Below are 18,046 nucleotides of genomic sequence, written 5' to 3'. Positions count from 1 at the left end.
TTTGGATTATAAACTGTCGCCGAAATCCGCTCTGAATTTTTCGACAAGGCGTTCCGGCCAATCGGATAGCGCATCCAATTTTCCAACGAAGAATCTTAATACTTTTGGCTCGTCCACATATTTTAAGCCCTCGATGATGTCCCGGTTTTCATATAGCCAACTAACCCGGTCGACTACATATTGAATTTGGGACAATGTGAAAACTCGTCGAGGAACGGCAAGGCGAACCAATTCCATATTGGCAAGTTGTTCTACGCCGTTTTCATCCCGGGCTTCCGACATCGTTCCCCGTTCCATGCCCCGCACTCCGCTTGCGATGTAAATGGCAGCCGCCAATGCTCCCGCAGGATACTCATGTTGCGGTACATGTGGCAGGAATTCCATTGCATTGATATGGCAGCCGAGACCTCCAGGAGGTGTAACAACCGGCACACCCTTTTTAAGCAATTCATTCGTCATGTATTCGATGAAGAGCGGTCCCTGGTTGATCATTTCTTCGTCCATTGTTTCTTCCAAACCGATGGCAATGGCTTCGATTTCACGGACACTCATTCCGCCATATGTTAAGAATCCTTCATATAATGTCACATACTCACGCATTGCACGCATATCTTCTTCACTATCTGTAATGATGCCTCCACCGCGGGCGAATCCGAGTTTACGTGCAGAGAAGTAGATAATATCGCACAAGTCGGAAATTTGCCGTGTGATTTCACGGATTGTCATATTCTTGCATTCATCTTCTCTCTGTTTGATGAAGTACAAGTTGTCTTGCAGCAAGCTTGCATCAAGCACCAATTTGATTCCGTATTCATCACAAACTTTGCGCACTTCCCGCAAATTGGCCAAAGAGAATGGTTGTCCACCGATCAAGTTTGTACCGGCTTCCATGCGGACAAATGGGACATTTTCAGCCCCGACCTCCCGGATGAGGCCGATAAGTTTTTCGATATCGATGTTTCCTTTGAAAGGATGATCGCTGTTTAATTTCAATGCTTCATCCGTAAAGATTTCAACAACTTTTCCGCCGTTTTTTGTTATATGGGCATGGGTTGTTGTAAAGTGATAGTTCATTGGAACATATGTGCCTGGTCTTACATATGTAGTGCTTAAAATATTTTCACAAGCACGGCCTTGGTGAGCCGGAAGGAAATATTTTTTTCCGAAGATCTCTTGAATGGTTTTTTCCAGTCTTGTGAAAGAAGCGCTTCCCGCATAGCTGTCATCCGCTTCTAACATGGCAGCTTGCTGGCGGTCACTCATGGCGTTGACACCGCTGTCTGTCAACATATCCAAAAATACATCTTTATTTTGCAGAAGAAACGTATTAAACCCGGCTTCTTTCATCGCCTTTAAACGTTCTTCCACCGGCAGCAAATTAAGTTTTTGAATGATGCGGACTTTATGCATTTCCAGAGGTATCTTTTCCCCTGAATAAAACTTAACAGTCATTTGATCTTCCTCCTGCCTCTTTATCCCTTTATTACTTTAACGCTTCAACGCTTCAACTCGATGAAACATTGCTATTTTAATCATACATAATTTCTGAAAAAAATTAAGATGCTATTAATATCATTAGAAGAAATGGTTACTTTAGATTAAAAACTTTATATTAAATAGAAAATTGATTAATAAAAGTTATAGCGAAAATGAAGTTGCGATCCACTACATAGAAAGCAACCGGAAAAGACATGATAAAATAAAAGAAAGGACGGGATGATCTTGAAAAATTATTATGTCGATTTACATATACATATCGGGAGAACGGAGGGCGGACGTGCGGTAAAAATAACGGGAAGCAAAGATTTGACGCTAAAAAATATTTTAAAAACCGCTTCCAGTCAAAAAGGTCTTGATATGATCGGCATTATCGATTGCCACTCACCGGAAGTCATAAAGGAAATGGAAGAAATGATGAATGATGGAAGGATGGAACCTCTTCCGGAAGGCGGTTTAAGATTTGAAAAGACGACCCTTATTCCGGGTTCCGAAATTGAAATCTACGATGAACATTGTAAAGGACCCATCCACGTGCTTGCTTTTTTTCCAACCCTCGAATGGATGAAAGAATTTTCCGGGTGGATGCGAATGTTCGTCAAAAATATCCATTTAAGTTCCCAGCGGATTTATTGCAGCGGTAGGGAATTGCAGGGAAAAGTCAAAGAAATGGGAGGGCTTTTCATACCTGCCCACGTTTTTACCCCTTTCAAAAGCTTATATGGAAAAGGGGTCGAAAAAAGTTTGACGGAAGTGTTCGATCCTGAGAAGATTGATGCGGTTGAGCTCGGATTAAGTTCCGATACATACATGGTGCAGGGTATTAGTGAATTGGAAAAATACACGTTCGTCACCAATTCCGATGCCCATTCCCTCGGGAAACTGGCGCGGGAATATCAAAAAGTGCAGATGGTAAAGCCGAATTTTCAAGAACTCGTATTGGCCCTCAAGGAAAAGGGAGAAAGAAAAATTGTAGCCAACTATGGCTTAAACCCGCTACTCGGAAAATACTATTCCACTGCTTGCCAGGAATGTGGTGAACGGGTGGAAGAAGGGGAAAGTTGTCCGAAATGCGGAAGCCATCATTTCGTAAAAGGGGTTTCGGTAAGAATTCGGGAATTGACGGATCTTGAACGGCCTACCCGTCAAAGGCCCCCGTATATCCATCAAGTGCCGCTCGATTTTATACCGGGTGTTGGAAAAAGGACGATTCAACGGCTGATTGATGAGTTTGGAACGGAAATGGCCATTCTGCATGAAGTGTCATTGGAAGAACTCGGTCAAGTGGTGCCTGGAAAAATCGCCAAAATGATCGATTTGGCAAGGAAAGGGGAATTGAATATTGAAAGGGGTGGAGGCGGAGTGTACGGGAAAGTCGTTGAATGAAAACGGCACTTTAGTTTATCCTGAAAAATTGCACAAAAAAACAAGCTACGAAATTTGACGGGGATCATTTTCGTAGCTTGCTAAAGGGATGTATGTCTCAAGGACATATTTATATCATAGCAAATTGGGGAATTTGCTAGGGGATACATTATTATTATGGCAAGAAGAATCGAATTTTATTCTTCCCAATCCAAACTTTCAAAGAACCGGTATACTTCTTCAAATACAAGTTCACGTTCTTTGTCAACCGTTAAAATGTGACCTGAATTGATGAAGCTTTTTACCGATTTAATGCGCGAATTGACGGAATTGTAAATATAATCCGCGCTTTTGCAATAGTACTCATCATCATGTAAGCCGCGCAAGATGTGAACAGGTTTATCAATTTTATTCAATTTTGCGCTTGTATCATTAATAATGCCTTGCAAATATTCAAGCTTCGGCATTTGATATCTTTTTGCAATAACTTCTGGTTTATCTTCTTCTTCATTATATGTTCCAGTCAGCTTTTTGTAATTAATTGTATAGCTAATGATGCGTTGTTGCAAGCTATCAACACTTTTATCCAATGCTGGTGCGGACATTGTTACAATCGCTTTGATTGGACGTTCTTCGCCAAGGCGCAATGAGAAAATGCCTCCGAGAGAAACACCAGCAACGGCAATTTCTGTATAGCCACGTCTTCGAAGCTCATCATAACCCTCAACTGCACTGTTCCACCATTCAATCGGATCGGTTTGAATGAGGGCTAAAGGATCACCGCCATGGCCTTTATACAAAGGAGCGTGAACCGTATAGTTGCGTTCTGCTAAATAGCGGCCTAAACGTTTCACATCATTTGTGTTGCCTGTAAAGCCATGCAATAATAAGACAGCACGTTTTCCCGCCTCAATCGTAAATGGTTTTGGCGAAATGATTTTCATTCTGAAGAACTACTCCTTTTTAACCGTAATGTGACAGAAAATTTAAAAAGAATTTGAAAATTGTTTGAAAATTTAAGAAAAATACTTGTGTTTTTTTAAGATTTTTGGTATTCAAACTCAACGTTTAACTTTATTATAGATATAGACTTACATAAATACAATTTATTATTTCTATCAAATTGATTCGATTCGGTTATCATTTTTTAAGAAGGGAATTCGCTATGGAAATACAACAATTAGAGTACTTTAAAGTAGTGGCTGAAACGGAACATATGACCCATGCTGCTGAAATGTTAAACATTTCCCAACCCGCCCTGAGCAAATCCATTTCAAATATTGAGCAGGAGATTGGCGTGCCCCTTTTCGATCGTCAAGGGCGGTCCATCATATTGAACCGCTATGGGAAGCTGTTTTTGGAAAGCGTCAATAAGATTTTGGATGAATACAGCAGGGCCAAACAGGAAATCAACGGTCTTGTCATGCCGGGTTACGGTGAAGTGTCATTTGGATTTATTCATACGTTGGGAATGGAAATTGTGCCCGAGTTGATGGCCCATGTCCATGATAAATATCCAAATATTAAGTTTAACTTGACGCAGGCATCTTCGTTGAATTTATTGGAACTTTTGGAAAAAGGGGATATTGATTTATGTTTATCCCAGCGTATTGAGTCAAAAGTGGTTGAAATAGAATGGATTGAATTGTGGAAAGAAGAATTGTTTGTGATTGTCCCCATAAATCATCCTTTGGCAAAAAAAGATTTTATTGAGTTGAAGGAGATTAAAGATGAACCTTTTGTTTCGATCAAAAAAGGGAATGCACTGCGTCACATGGTGGATAAACTATTGAAGGATGTAGGGATTTCCAAAACAAACATCACATTTGAAGGGGAAGATCCGCATACGGTAGCGGGATTTGTCAGCGCAGGCCATGGTGTTTCCATCATTCCATCCATTAAAGGATTATCGGAATATAATGTCAAAAAAATTTCCGTAAAAGAACCAATTTGTGAACGTAAAATTGGGGTATCATGGGTTGCAGGGAGATATATTTCTCCGTCAACGAATCAATTTCGAAATTATTTGGTGGAATATTTCAAAGGAAAATAGAAAAGGTGTAGATGGCGTGGTAGATAAGCAAGATAAATTTGAAGAGTTATTGCTGCGGTTCCAGCATTTACTGACAGTCGAGCAATTGATCCAAGCGAGAGATATTTATCGCCTTGCCCATGAAAAAAATGTGGAAGCTATGATTGAATTGGCCTATCTTTATAAAATTATGGAAGAATATTCCCTCGTGGTATTTTGGCTGCAAAAAGCCGGCAAAGCCGGGAATAGTGAAGCCCTTTATCAGCTTGCAAACTGTTATTATGAAGGGCTTGGGGTGGAAGAAGATGTGAAGATGGCTTTTCAATTATATAAAAAGGCGGCAAAAAAGGGACATCCGGATGCCCAAAATAACTTGGCCGATATGTATTTGAACGGAGAAGGGGTCCCTGTAAATTACAAGGAAGCATTGAAATGGTTCAAAGAGGCTGCAAAACAGAATGTGGTGGAAGCGATGTTTACGCTGGGGATCATGTATGAACAAGGAATCGGAATCAATAAAGATGAAGATAAGGCCTTTCACCATTATTTGAAGTCCGCTCAAGGCGGTTATGAGGATGCCCAGTACCGTATGGGTTCCATCTATTTGGACGGGCTATTGGGTGTGGAGAAAAACATTTCAAAAGCCGTTGAATGGTTTGAGAAAGCGGCTGAATCCCATCATATCGATTCCATTTATAATTTGGGATATTTATATGAGAACGGCATTGGGGTGGAAAGGAATGGAAAGAAAGCGCTTTACTATTATAAGCGGGCTTCATTGCTCGGCGATTATCAGGCAAAGTTGAATATCGCCCATATTTATGAAAATGGAATCGATGTCGAGGTTGATAAGAAGGCTGCCTCCCGTTGGCGGGAATTGGCAAGACAACAAATGGAAAACGAATATGTTCAATAATTCCGCAATTTCCTCCATCCACTTCTTGGAATGCACATTCCCTTGGACAATTCGAGTGGAAGTCTATTGAATTATGAAATTTTTCGACTATTATTCAATAAAATTTGCTAAAGCCGACACAAAAATAGCTAAAAAAAGCGATTATACTTAAAATAGTCAAATTGAATGTATAGGAGTTGTATTGAATGAAAACGGTAACAGTGATTGGTGGAGGAATTACAGGACTTTGCACGATGTACTATTTGCAAAAACAATTGAAAGAAAAAAATGTTCCTGCCCGTTTGGTGCTTTTGGAAAAAAATCCTTACCTTGGCGGCAAAATGCACACAGCGCGGGAAAACGGATTCGTCATGGAAACGGGGGCGGATTCCATTGTAGCCCGTTATCCAAGTGTCCAAGAACTGATAAAAGAACTCGATTTTGAATCGGAAGTTGTTTATAACGAAACGGGGATTTCCTATATCCATACGAACAATGAATTACATGCAATTCCTAAGGAGTCTGTTTTCGGTATTCCGATGACGGTGGAATCATTGAATGCGAGCACATTGATTTCAGAAGAAGGAAAACAACGCTTTTTAAAAGATGAAGAAATTCCGAATACGAAATTTACAAAGGAAAATTCAATCGGAGAATTTTTGGAATACTTTTTGGGAAAAGAAATCGTTGAAAAGCAGATTGCCCCAGTACTTGCCGGCGTTTATTCCGGAGATATTTATAAATTGTCCATCGCTTCCACCCTTCCGTATTTGGTCGATTATAAAAATGAATATGGCAGCCTGATGAAAGGATTGCAAGCGAATCGGGAAAAATTTGAACGGGAAGCAAATAAAAAATTCTTGTCTTTTAAAAACGGTTTAAGCCAATTGATCGACCGATTGGAAGAACTGTTGGATGATGTAGAAATTTATAAAGGCACGGAAACGGTTCAAGTCGAGAAGAAAAATGATCGTTATGAAATCACTTTGGCTAGTGGCGATAAAATGGAATCGGATGTTGTTGTTTTGGCATTGCCTAACAAAGTGATTAAACATCTTTTGAATAATGAAGAATTGGAACCTTATTTCAACCAATTCAAAGATGCATCCGCCATCACAATGTATTTGGGCTTTGATCTGCCGGATTCCGTATTGCCGCAGGATGGCACCGGATTTATCGTTTCCCATAACAGCGATTTGGCATGTAATGCATCCACTTGGACAAGCCGCAAATGGAAACATACGTCCAAAGAAGGGAACCTGTTGGTGCGCGTCTTCTATAAGGAAAGTAATCCACGTTATCAAGAATTGATCAACATGACTGATGAAGAGCTGACAAAAGTGGCATTGAACGATATTAAACTCAGCTTGAATATAGAAGCGCAACCTAGCATTGTGAATATTACGAAATGGATTGAAGCGATGCCGACTTATGATTTGGCCCATCACGAAGCATTGGATCAAGTGTTGGCAAAATTGGATCAGCTCTATCCAAATCTGTTCATTGCAGGATGTTCTTATTTCGGCGTAGGAATCGGCGCATGTATCGATAATGGTAAAGAAACGGCAGAGAAAATTTTCGATATCATTTCGCATTAATTCCGATTAGTTAACTTGACAAAATGAAGAATACCGTTTATGATGTAAGCTATTATATCGGTATTTCAAAATTGAATATTACTTATCGAGAGAAGTGGAGGGAACTGGCCCTGTGAAGCTTCAGCAACCACTAATGAAATTAGTAAGGTGCTAAATCCAGCGGCAATGGCCGAAAGATAAGGTGACTTCAAAAGGAAATGACAAGCCTTCTTTCGCAAGAAGGCTTTTTCTTTTAGTTGAATTAACTGAATATTTAAGAAGTAAAGAAAAGTGAGGGAATTTGGATGGGGCTACTGGAAGCTTTAAGAAATAGAGTGTTGGTTGCAGATGGGGCGATGGGAACCCTTTTATATTCGTACGGACTTGAATACTGCCATGAAGAAATGAATATTGAAAGACCGGACATCATCGAAAAAATTCATAGCGAATACATACAGGCCGGCGCTGATGTGATTCAAACGAATACTTATGGAGCCAATGGAATCAAGCTTGCCCGTTATGGATTGGAGTCCAAAGTGGCGGAAATCAACCAAGGGGCGATTGCTGTAGCGAAGCGTGCAGCAGAAGGCCACAACGTCTTTGTTTTGGGTTCCATCGGCGGAATTCGCGGCGTCCGGAAAGTTGACCACACATTGGAGGAAATTCTGGAAGCTGTCCGTGAACAGGCGGAAGTGTTGATTGACGGACAGTTGGATGGTTTATTGCTTGAAACTTACTATGATTTTGAAGAACTTACGGAAACGTTGAAAATGCTAAGGCTAATGACGGATATGCCTATCATCGCCCAAGTTTCCATGCAGGAACCTGGCGTGTTATTGAACGGCATGAAATTGAATGATGCGTTGAAGCGGCTTGAACAATTGGGGGCAGATGTCGTAGGAGTGAACTGCCGTCTTGGCCCTTATCACACATTACAGGCCTTTGAAGAGGTGGAAATTCCCGAACGGGCCTTTTTATCGGCTTATCCGAACGCATCCCTGTTGGATATCGAGGATGGCCGCGTCGTTTATGAATCGGAAGTGGATTATTTTGCCCGTGCCGCAGTGGAACTTTGCAATGAAGGGGTAAGGCTCATCGGAGGATGCTGCGGAACGACGCCAAAACATATTGAAGCGATGAAAAAGAAACTGGCCCATTTCCAGCCGGTTGAAAAGAAAGTGGCAAAACCCCAAAGGGAAATTGTCATTCAGGAAGCAGAACCGCGGAGTTTCGAGCCGCTTCATGAAAAAGCGAAAAGGGAACGTTCGGTCATTGTCGAGTTGGATACACCAAAGCATCTTGAAATCGACAAATTTATTGAAGGGGCCAAAGCGCTGTACGAGGCCGGGGCAGACCTTATCATGATGGCCGACAATTCCTTGGCTTCCCCAAGAGTCAGCAACTTGGCGATGGGGGCCATCTTAAAATTGCAATACGGAATCCGCACAATGCCCCATATTACATGCCGGGACCGGAATTTGATCGGGTTGCAATCCCATTTGTTGGGGTTAAGCGCCCTTGGTCTCCATGATGTATTAGCCGTTACAGGAGACCCGACAAAAGTGGGGGATTTTCCGGGCGCCACAAGCGTTTATGATGTTTCATCCATGGAATTGATCTCCCTCATCAAACAATTGAACGAAGGGATTTCTTTCTCCGGAAAAGCCCTTAAAAAGAAAGCCAACTTCTCTGTAGCGGCCGCTTTCAATCCGAATGTAAGGGTGATTGATCGCGCGGTAAGCCGCCTTGAGAAAAAAATCGAACATGGTGCGGATTACTTCATTTCCCAGCCGGTATACTCCAAGGAAAAAATCGTGGAAGTATATGAAGCGACGAAACATTTGGAAACACCGATTTATATCGGAATCATGCCGCTCACAAGCTTTAAAAATGCGGAGTTCTTGCATCATGAAGTGCCAGGAATCAAATTGTCCGATGATGTGTTGGAAAGAATGAAACAAGTGAGCGGAAATAAAGAAGAAGAAACAAGAGTGGGTCTTGAAATTGCGAAAGAGTTGTTAGATACGGCAACAAAATACTTTAACGGAATCTATTTGATCACGCCGTTTATGCGATACGATATAACATCACAACTATTGCAATATATCCAACAACTTGATGAGCAGAACAAAGGAGTTATAGCAAATGGTTAACCATCCAATCGAAGAACAGTTGCAGAAACGAATTTTGATCATTGACGGGGCAATGGGTACAATGCTCCAGCAGGAAAATTTGTCAGCGGAAGATTTCGGTGGCGAACAATATGAAGGATGCAATGAACATCTTGTCTTGACAAGACCGGATGTGATTTCAAAAATCCACCGTGCCTACTTGGAGGCGGGGGCGGACATCATTTCGACCGATACTTTTGGGGGAACGCCCCTTGTTTTGAACGAATACGGCTTAGGGCACAAAGCTTATGAAATCAATAAAAGGGCAGTGGAACTTGCAAAGGCGGAAGCGGAAAAATATTCAACCAGTGATTGGCCTCGATTTGTGGCAGGATCCATGGGTCCGACAACGAAAACATTGTCTGTCACAGGCGGCGTGACATTCGATGAACTAGCGGAAAACTTTTATATTCAAGCCAAAGCCTTAATTGACGGCGGAGCGGACCTGCTTTTGCTTGAAACAAGCCAGGATATGCTGAATGTAAAAGCGGCAACCCTTGGCATCAAGCGGGCTTTTGAAGAAACGGGAAAAGAGCTTCCGGTCATGGTTTCCGCAACAATTGAACCGATGGGAACAACATTGGCCGGTCAGTCCATTGAAGCTTTCTATATTTCCATTGAGCATATACATCCAATTTCCATTGGTCTGAACTGTGCGACAGGACCGGAGTTTATGACGGACCATATCCGCTCCTTATCCGAATTGTCCACAAGTTATATCAGCTGTTATCCGAACGCCGGATTGCCGGATGAAGAAGGGCACTATCACGAAACACCGGAATCGTTATCGACCAAATTGAAAGGATTTGCTGAAAAAGGCTGGCTAAACATTGTCGGAGGATGCTGCGGAACGACTCCTGCCCACATTAAAGCCATTCGTGAAGCGATCAAAGATTACAAACCGCGTCCGAAGAAGGAAAAATCCCACGGACATGCAGTATCCGGCATTGAACCGCTTGTTTATGATGATTCCATGCGTCCGTTGTTTATTGGTGAAAGAACGAACGTCATCGGTTCCCGCAAATTTAAGCAATTAATCATTGAAGGAAAATACGAGGAAGCGGCGGAAATCGCCCGTGCCCAAGTGAAAAACGGGGCGCATGTCATCGATATTTGTTTGGCAAATCCTGACCGGGATGAGCTTGAGGATATGCGCAAGTTTATGCAAGAAGTTGTGAAGAAAGTGAAAGTGCCTTTGGTGATTGACTCAACGGATGAGCGCGTCATCGAGGAGGCGTTGAAATATTCCCAAGGAAAGGCCATCATCAATTCTATTAATCTGGAGGATGGTGAAGAGCGTTTCGACAAAGTGCTCCCGATTGTAAAAAAATACGGGGCTTCCGTTGTGGTTGGAACAATCGACGAAGAAGGAATGGCCGTTACGCGCGAAAGAAAATTGGCCATTGCGGAACGCTCGTACAAAATCTTGACGGAAAAATGGGGCTTGGCACCGGAAGATATCATTTTTGACCCATTGGTGTTCCCAGTAGGTACGGGGGATGAACAATACATTGGCGCCGCGGAGGAAACGATTGAAGGAATCCGTTTAATTAAGCGGAAATTCCCGAGAGCTTTGACGGTGCTTGGCATCAGCAACGTTTCCTTTGGTCTTCCACCTGTGGGACGGGAAGTGTTGAATGCGGTATTTTTATATCACTGCACGCAAGCGGGGCTGGATTATGCCATCGTCAATACGGAAAAATTGGAGCGTTACGCTTCGTTGCCGGAAGAAGAAATTCAACTTGCCAATGATTTGATTTTCAATACGAACGATGAAACCTTGGCGAAATTTACGGCCTTTTACCGGGATAAAAAGAAAGAGGAGAAAAAGGTCGAGCTTCCTGCGACGGTGGAGGAACGTTTGAAATATTACATCGTCGAAGGAACAAAAGAAGGATTAATTGAAGATTTGGAGGAAGCAAGAAAAATCTTTGATACGCCACTCGATATTATAAACGGGCCGCTTATGGACGGCATGGCGGAAGTCGGCCGCTTATTCAACGATAACCAATTAATCGTGGCGGAAGTATTGCAAAGTGCCGGCGTCATGAAGGCAGCCGTTGCACACCTGGAACAGTATATGGAGAAAGTGGAGGACAGCGCCGGAAAAGGGAAAGTCATTTTGGCTACGGTAAAAGGCGACGTTCACGATATCGGGAAAAACTTAGTGGATATAATTTTGAGCAACAATGGTTATCAAGTCATTGATTTAGGGATCAAAGTAACCCCTGCGGAATTGATTGAAGCCATCCGCAAAGAAAAACCGGATATCGTCGGCTTATCTGGACTACTAGTGAAGTCGGCACAGCAAATGGTGTTGACGGCACAAGACTTTAAAGCGGCCGGCATTGATGTACCGATTCTTGTTGGGGGAGCCGCTTTGACGAAACGCTTTACGGAAACGAAAATCGCCGCGGAATACGATGGACCGGTGATTTACGCAAAAGACGCGATGCAAGGGTTGGAACATGCCAACCGTTTGATGGATTCAAACGAACGGGAAGCCTTCCTGCAAGAAATTCGGGAATCCCGTGAAAAACGGTTAGAAGCGGATGCGAAACGGGCAAACCGGCCGAAAAAAGAAGCGCCGAAAAAGCAAGCCAGAACGGTGGAAGATGCGCCGGTGTTCGTACCAAAAGATTTGAAAGTGCATATTAAGAAAAATTATTCGGTTCAACATTTGCTGCCATATGTCAATATGCGCACATTGCTCGGCCATCATTTGGGCTTGAAAGGCAATGTGGAGAAATTGCTGGCAGAGAAAGACGCGCGGGCGGTGGAATTATACAATTTGGTGATGGACATTTTAAATTCCGGAGTCTTGAAGCCTTCAGGCATGTATCAATTCTTCCCTGCCCAAAGTGATGGGGACGATGTGATCATTTACAGCCCGGATGATATGAAAACTGAAATTGAGCGATTTCATTTCCCACGGCAACAAGTAGAACCATATTTATGTCTTGCCGATTACTTGAAATCTGTTGATAGCGGAGAAATGGATTATGTGGCGCTCATGGTGGTTACTGCCGGCCATGGTGCAAAAGAAAAGGCGGAACGATTAAAAGAAGAAGGAAAATTCTTGGAAAGCCATGCGCTCCTTTCCACAGCATTGGAGCTTGCGGAAGGATTTGCAGAACGATTGCACCAGGAAATCCGAGACGATTGGGGATTCCCGGATCCGACAGACTTTACGATGAAGGAACGTTTTGCCGCCAAGTATCAAGGTCAGCGATTCTCCTTTGGTTACCCGGCTTGTCCGAATTTGGAGGATCAGGAGAAGCTGTTTAAATTGTTGAAACCGGAGCAAATTGGCGTACATTTGACGGAAGGTTACATGATGGAGCCGGAAGCAAGCGTTTCGGCCATCGTCTTTGCCCACCCAAGCGCGAGATATTTCAACGTATGACAATGAGCATCCCCTGGGAAAGGGGATGTTTTTTATTAAGATTAAGCTATCGCCTGATTTTGTGAACATAACGACATCTCCCGTTTTTAATGACAGGTTTTGTGTCCGTATCAACAGAAATTGTGACAATCGCCCCGATTTTTGTGTCCATATCATCAGGTTGCTTTTTATCAACAAAATATTTCTGAACCGTATCAAGGAGGGAGATTGGATGATTCGGCCAATGACGGCGGAAGATCTTGAAAGTGTATCAGCCATCTACAACGAAGCCATTTTGAATACGACATCCCTTTATCGCACACATCCGGAGACGTTGGAAGAAAGAAAGCAATGGTTTATAGAAAATGAAAAGGAACATAATCCGATGTTTGTCTATGAAGAGGATGGGGAAGTGGCGGGTTTTGCCACATTCAAACGATTTTATCCCAATGAAGGCTATAAATATTCCATGGAACATTCCGTTTATGTTTCATCCAAACACCAAGGAAAAGGAATCGGAAAAAAGCTTTTGCAAACAATCATTGAAGAAGCAAAGAAACGGAATGTGAGAACACTGGTGGCTGTCATCGATTCGGAAAATATCGCAAGTATCAAGCTGCACGAACAGTTCGGTTTTCACCTGGCCGGCCGATTAAAAAATATCGGCTACAAATTCGGGAAATGGTTGGACATTGAATATTATCAATTGCATTTTTATTGAATGAAAAAGGGATCCATCTCAAAGAATAACAGGGATGGATCCTTTTTATATGACATTTGTAATGTGGAAAAGGTGATATTTGATTCTATTGGTCCGTGACAATCCATTGTACGATGAGAATACTAATTTATAGGAATAGGTGAACCTATGTCGATGACTAATGCTGAAAAGACGAAAAAATTACGTAAAGATGTTGCACCCTTTGCCAAATCGGAAAGGAAAAAAAGTATCCTTCAAATGATGGATACCCTCATTCCCCTCCTCATCATTTGGGGAATCGGATATTATTTTGCGAGTACCAATCCGTGGATAGGCGTCCTTTGTGGCGTGCTTGCTTCCGGATTTGTCGTGCGCACATTCATTATTTTTCATGATTGCACCCATGGATCCTTTTTCAAGAGCAAAAAGGCCAATGATTTTGTAGGAAACATTACTGGAATCCTCACTTCCTTCCCTTATGCGAAATGGAGAAGGGAGCATTTGATTCACCATGCCACAAGCGGCAATTTGGATAAACGCGGCATCGGTGATATTGATATGTTGACGACGGATGAATATTTGGCCCTTTCAAAAACCAAAAGATTTTTCTACCGTTTATACCGTAATCCTTTTGTGATGTTCGGGTTGGGGCCATTGTATTTAGTGCTGGTTTTAAATCGTTTCAACCGGAAAGATGCGAAGAAGAAAGAGCGCATGAACACGTATTTCACCAATATTATGGTGGCGCTATTAATCACAGCCCTGATTTTGGCCTTTGGCTGGAAAGCGGTACTTCTAGTTCATGGAGTGACGATGTTTATTGCGGGATCCCTTGGCATTTGGCTGTTTTATATCCAACATACGTATGAAGATTCATATTTCGAATACGATCCGGAGTGGGATTATGTAAAGGCGGCCGTGGAGGGAAGTTCTTTTTATAAATTGCCGAAAGTGCTGCAATGGATTACAGGGAATATCGGTTACCATCATGTGCACCATTTGGCGCCGAGGGTACCAAATTATTATTTGGAAGCGGCCCATAATTCCGTGCCTCCTCTTCAAAAGGCGACAACGATAACGATTAAAACAAGTATCGAATCGATTCGTTATAAATTGTACGATCCGGAGAAGAAAAGGTTTGTCACTTTTAAAGAAGTGGAAAAATTATATTCCGGAAAAGTAAAGTCGGTTGAAGTCTAAAGGAAGAGTCCCAAAAGTATAGCCTGCTTTTGGGACTTTCGTGTTTTCACAATGTATAATGAAAAGAAAAAGGTTGCGAGGAAAACGATGAAGCGCTGGTACATGATTTTACCGAGAAGCAAGTGGATTAGCATTTATATATGGATCATCTTTTGTATTCTCCCTTTTTACTTCCTTGTTGTACGGACATTATCCCAAGTGCAAATATTTTTCGGGGTTGTTTTGATTTTGCTTTATTTTTTATCTTACTATTTTTCTGTCCATTCCAAAAACGGGGTTGTCTATATGTGGGTCAGTTTCGGAATGGCGCTGAATATTTTGATGACGTTATTTTACGGGTATGTGTATTTATCCATCTTCACCTCTTTCTTCATTGGTAATATCAAAAGCACGGTCGGTTTTTATATCATGTACGGCTTGCATATTGGATTTACGATTCTTTCCATCGTCGCCGGTTATTTCATTGAATTGGAATCATTCCTCCACCAGACGACATTTATCATCATCACCGTAGTGGGTGTTGTCATTTTGCCGATCGCCATCTATAGCAGGAACAAGCAGGAAAATCTGGAAGGTGAATTGGAAAGTGCAAAAGAGCGGATTGCGGAACTGATTATCCACGAAGAACGGCAGCGTATTGCCAGGGATTTGCATGATACGCTGGGACAAAAGCTCTCCATGATCGGTTTAAAGAGCGATTTGGCGAGCCGGCTTGTGGAAAAAAATCCGAAAGCGGCGATCAAAGAAATTCAAGAAATCCGGCACACGGCAAGAATCGCATTAAAAGAAGTGCGGGAACTCGTTTCGAATATGAAAGCTGTCAAGTTGAGCGAGGAATGCAAGCGGGTGGAGGAAATGTTGCAAGCTGCCGGGATTCACTATCAGTTGATCGGGGATATTCATAAATTAAAAATCCCCGTTTTAGTGGAAAATGTACTAAGTATGTGTTTAAAAGAAGCGGTGACCAACATTGTGAAGCATAGCGGTGCAAAGAACTGCACCGTTGAAATTCAACAGGATAAAAATGAAGTGATGCTGTTGATCCAAGATGATGGAAAAGGATTAAATGAAAACGCCGGGTTTGAAGGGAATGGATTAAAAGGGATGCGTGAACGATTGGAATTTATCAATGGAACAGTGACGATTGAAAATAATCCTGGAGTGAAATTGAAGATTACGATACCCCTCACCATTACCCACCAGGAAGGAAGTGCAATATGATAAGAATTGTGATTGCGGAAGATCAAGGGATGTTGCTTGGCGCATTGAGTTCACTGCTAAACATGGAAGACGATATGGAAGTAGTGGGACTTGCCAAAAACGGGGAAGAAGCGGTGCGGCTTGTCGACGAATTGAAACCGGATATTTGCATTATGGATATTGAAATGCCGGTGAAAACAGGGCTTGATGCTGCGGAAGAGTTGAATGGGAAAACCGATTGCAAAATTATCATTTTAACGACCTTTGCAAGACCCGGTTATTTTGACCGGGCAAGAAAAGCCGGAGTGAGAGGTTATTTGTTGAAGGACAGCCCGATTGAAGAGCTCGTGAACGCTATACGGGTGATTATGGAAGGAAGACGGATCTATGCACCGGAATTGGTGGATATCGTCTATGATGAAGAAAGCGAAAATCCATTGACCGAACGGGAAAGTCAAGTGTTGGAGCTTGTGGCGGAAGGAAAAACCACAAAGGAGATCGCTGCGGAGTTATATTTATCCACAGGTACCGTAAGAAATTACATCTCCACCATTTTGGATAAGCTGGGCGTCGGCAATCGTATCGAAGCCATTTCCCGCTTTAAAGAAAAAGGGTGGAATAAATAAAAAAGAGAGGACATAACAAGCGTTTAAGCCGATGTTATGTCCTTTTATTTTCATTATTTATTTTTTTTCGTAAGGTATCCCAATGCAAAGGCGGCAGCCATTAAGCCGATGACTGTATTCGTCTTTTTATTAAACACTTGTTTTGTGACAAGGTTTATGTTTTGAGGACGTTCAGCAAGTCGGCGCATGAAGTATCCGTACCAGTCACTGCCGAAGGGAACATAAGTACAGAAATTATAGCCTTCTTTAGCCAATTCCAATTGCATATCTTTGCGGAAACCATAAAGCATTTGGAATTCAAACCGGTCATTAGGAATATTGTGATCTTTCACGAATTGTTTGACGTGATTGATTACATTATGATCGTGTGTCGCGATGGACGTAAATTTGCAATTCAATAAGGAGTATTCAATGATTTCAATAAAGTTCAAATCAATATCGCTTTTATCTTGATAAGCAACGCTTGGCGATTCTTTATAAGCGCCTTTTACGATGCGAAGGCGGTAATCTTTATATTTTTCCGCATTTTCTTTCGCATTGAAGAAATAAGCTTGGATAACCGTACCGACATTATCGTAAGTTTCGGACACTTTTTCCATCAATTCAAATGTAGGCTGCAACAAATCGTAAGTTTCCTGGTCAAAGTTTACGTGCATATTATATTTATGGGCAGTTCCTACAATTTCCATCACATTATCGTAACAGAAGTCAAAGTCAATTTTTAAACCTAATTGGGAAGGTTTGATTGAAATATGGGCATCGACACCGCTTTCATGAAGCGCTTCAATTGTTTCGATAATGTAATCTTTCGCTTTGATTGCTTCTGACCGATCGTTTACAAATTCACCGAGGACATCCACTGTACATGAAATACCGTGTTTGTTCAGTTCTTTGATACTTTCGATAACTTCAGGGATATTTGTACCAGCAACAACACTTTGAGCTCCGAGTTTTAAACCATATTTTTGTGCTGCCTTATTCAAAAGTTGATTTTCTGATAGTGCGATGAAAAAGTCACGTAATACTGGCATAAACGATCTCCTCTTTTCCTGATAAGATATACAAAAATATTATAGCATAGAAGATTTTGAAGCTTTAGAATACATAATTCGCTAATTATTGTTTTTTTGTGAAAATTGCAATTGCTCATCAAATAATGTCGATACAATATTCCCTACCGTTATTATATTTCCCGAAGAAGTGGAAATTAATCCATATAATAATGGACGTTTTTCCTGCATCTGAAGGACCGGCAATTGTGGCGATTTTGCCGACGTAGAAAATGACCGGCACCTTCTTCTGATATAAGCGAACCATTTTTTCTGACAAACATATTTCAGAATGAATTATTGCGTTTGTCATCACAATCTCCTATCCTAAATAAGTATAATTGAGTCT

14 protein-coding genes and 1 riboswitch are annotated in these 18,046 nt (G+C 41.8%); of the genes, 10 read left to right on the top strand and 4 right to left on the bottom strand.

Annotated features, from left to right (window positions below; all coding sequences use genetic code 11):
* Positions 1-6: 6 nt before the first annotated feature.
* A complete protein-coding gene (locus tag NST13_RS10080; protein WP_342471090.1) occupies positions 7-1,452 on the bottom strand; it encodes a tryptophanase in 1,446 nt (481 codons plus the stop codon).
* 270 nt (positions 1,453-1,722) lie between these two features.
* Between NST13_RS10080 and NST13_RS10075 the strand changes: the two genes are divergently transcribed.
* On the top strand, positions 1,723-2,883 hold the full coding sequence (locus NST13_RS10075) for an endonuclease Q family protein (protein WP_342471091.1): 1,161 nt from the start codon (positions 1,723-1,725) through the stop codon (positions 2,881-2,883).
* 176 nt (positions 2,884-3,059) lie between these two features.
* Here the strand turns inward: NST13_RS10075 and NST13_RS10070 are convergent, their stop codons facing one another.
* Positions 3,060-3,806: an alpha/beta fold hydrolase gene (locus tag NST13_RS10070; protein ID WP_342471092.1), complete on the bottom strand. Its 747-nt coding sequence runs from the start codon at positions 3,804-3,806 to the stop codon at positions 3,060-3,062.
* A gap of 221 nt (positions 3,807-4,027) precedes the next feature.
* On the opposite strand from NST13_RS10070, the gene NST13_RS10065 reads away from it, so the two are divergent.
* The 9 genes from NST13_RS10065 to NST13_RS10025 all read left to right on the top strand — a co-directional run bounded on the left by NST13_RS10065 (position 4,028) and on the right by NST13_RS10025 (position 16,648).
* Positions 4,028-4,915 (top strand): LysR family transcriptional regulator, encoded by an 888-nt coding sequence (locus NST13_RS10065; RefSeq protein ID WP_342471093.1) that lies wholly within the window; start codon positions 4,028-4,030, stop codon positions 4,913-4,915.
* A 16-nt stretch (positions 4,916-4,931) separates the two neighbouring features.
* Entirely contained in the window at positions 4,932-5,810 is an 879-nt protein-coding gene (locus tag NST13_RS10060; RefSeq protein ID WP_342580535.1) for a tetratricopeptide repeat protein, read from the top strand.
* 185 nt (positions 5,811-5,995) lie between these two features.
* Positions 5,996-7,387 carry a protoporphyrinogen oxidase gene (gene hemG, locus NST13_RS10055; protein WP_342471096.1) on the top strand — a complete coding sequence of 464 codons (1,392 nt, stop codon included), beginning with the start codon at positions 5,996-5,998 and terminating at the stop codon, positions 7,385-7,387.
* Positions 7,388-7,466: 79 nt separating this feature from the next.
* Positions 7,467-7,570, top strand: a riboswitch (SAM riboswitch).
* A gap of 101 nt (positions 7,571-7,671) precedes the next feature.
* A complete protein-coding gene (locus NST13_RS10050) occupies positions 7,672-9,519 on the top strand; it encodes a bifunctional homocysteine S-methyltransferase/methylenetetrahydrofolate reductase (RefSeq protein ID WP_342580534.1) in 1,848 nt (615 codons plus the stop codon).
* Positions 9,512-12,943 carry a methionine synthase gene (gene metH / locus NST13_RS10045; protein ID WP_342580533.1) on the top strand — a complete coding sequence of 1,144 codons (3,432 nt, stop codon included), beginning with the start codon at positions 9,512-9,514 and terminating at the stop codon, positions 12,941-12,943. The genes NST13_RS10050 and metH overlap by 8 nt, the downstream gene beginning before the upstream one ends.
* A 211-nt stretch (positions 12,944-13,154) precedes the next feature.
* Positions 13,155-13,643, top strand: coding sequence for an N-acetyltransferase family protein (locus NST13_RS10040; protein WP_342471099.1), 489 nt, complete (start codon positions 13,155-13,157; stop codon positions 13,641-13,643).
* 153 nt (positions 13,644-13,796) lie between these two features.
* A complete protein-coding gene (locus NST13_RS10035; protein WP_342471100.1) occupies positions 13,797-14,822 on the top strand; it encodes a fatty acid desaturase in 1,026 nt (341 codons plus the stop codon).
* Positions 14,823-15,107: 285 nt separating this feature from the next.
* Entirely contained in the window at positions 15,108-16,043 is a 936-nt protein-coding gene (locus NST13_RS10030; RefSeq protein WP_342471101.1) for a sensor histidine kinase, read from the top strand.
* Complete coding sequence (locus tag NST13_RS10025) at positions 16,040-16,648, top strand: response regulator transcription factor (protein ID WP_342471102.1); 609 nt, start codon at positions 16,040-16,042, stop codon at positions 16,646-16,648. Before NST13_RS10030 ends, NST13_RS10025 begins: the two co-directional genes overlap by 4 nt.
* 53 nt (positions 16,649-16,701) lie before the next feature.
* On the opposite strand, the gene NST13_RS10020 is transcribed toward NST13_RS10025, so the two are convergent.
* Entirely contained in the window at positions 16,702-17,679 is a 978-nt protein-coding gene (locus NST13_RS10020) for a proline dehydrogenase family protein (protein WP_342580532.1), read from the bottom strand.
* Positions 17,680-17,797: 118 nt separating this feature from the next.
* Entirely contained in the window at positions 17,798-18,010 is a 213-nt protein-coding gene (locus NST13_RS10015) for a hypothetical protein (protein ID WP_342471104.1), read from the bottom strand.
* Positions 18,011-18,046 lie beyond the last annotated feature (36 nt).

Source organism: Ureibacillus sp. FSL W7-1570, assembly GCF_038593265.1.
GTDB classification, from domain to species: Bacteria; Bacillota; Bacilli; order Bacillales_A; family Planococcaceae; genus Ureibacillus; species Ureibacillus suwonensis.
This window is presented reverse-complemented; position numbering and strand designations above follow the sequence as displayed.

What these genes read in the sequence shown, in the direction of transcription:
- metH (WP_342580533.1), top strand. Translation starts at nt 9,512, where the DNA reads ATGGTTAACCATCCAATCGAAGAACAGTTGCAGAAACGAATTTTGATC.
- hemG (WP_342471096.1), top strand. Translation starts at nt 5,996, where the DNA reads ATGAAAACGGTAACAGTGATTGGTGGAGGAATTACAGGACTTTGCACG.
- NST13_RS10025 (WP_342471102.1), top strand. Translation starts at nt 16,040, where the DNA reads ATGATAAGAATTGTGATTGCGGAAGATCAAGGGATGTTGCTTGGCGCA.
- NST13_RS10015 (WP_342471104.1), bottom strand. Translation starts at nt 18,010, where the DNA reads ATGACAAACGCAATAATTCATTCTGAAATATGTTTGTCAGAAAAAATG.
- NST13_RS10020 (WP_342580532.1), bottom strand. Translation starts at nt 17,679, where the DNA reads ATGCCAGTATTACGTGACTTTTTCATCGCACTATCAGAAAATCAACTT.
- NST13_RS10070 (WP_342471092.1), bottom strand. Translation starts at nt 3,806, where the DNA reads ATGAAAATCATTTCGCCAAAACCATTTACGATTGAGGCGGGAAAACGT.
- NST13_RS10030 (WP_342471101.1), top strand. Translation starts at nt 15,108, where the DNA reads ATGTGGGTCAGTTTCGGAATGGCGCTGAATATTTTGATGACGTTATTT.
- NST13_RS10065 (WP_342471093.1), top strand. Translation starts at nt 4,028, where the DNA reads ATGGAAATACAACAATTAGAGTACTTTAAAGTAGTGGCTGAAACGGAA.
- NST13_RS10050 (WP_342580534.1), top strand. Translation starts at nt 7,672, where the DNA reads ATGGGGCTACTGGAAGCTTTAAGAAATAGAGTGTTGGTTGCAGATGGG.
- NST13_RS10035 (WP_342471100.1), top strand. Translation starts at nt 13,797, where the DNA reads ATGACTAATGCTGAAAAGACGAAAAAATTACGTAAAGATGTTGCACCC.
- NST13_RS10040 (WP_342471099.1), top strand. Translation starts at nt 13,155, where the DNA reads ATGATTCGGCCAATGACGGCGGAAGATCTTGAAAGTGTATCAGCCATC.
- NST13_RS10080 (WP_342471090.1), bottom strand. Translation starts at nt 1,452, where the DNA reads ATGACTGTTAAGTTTTATTCAGGGGAAAAGATACCTCTGGAAATGCAT.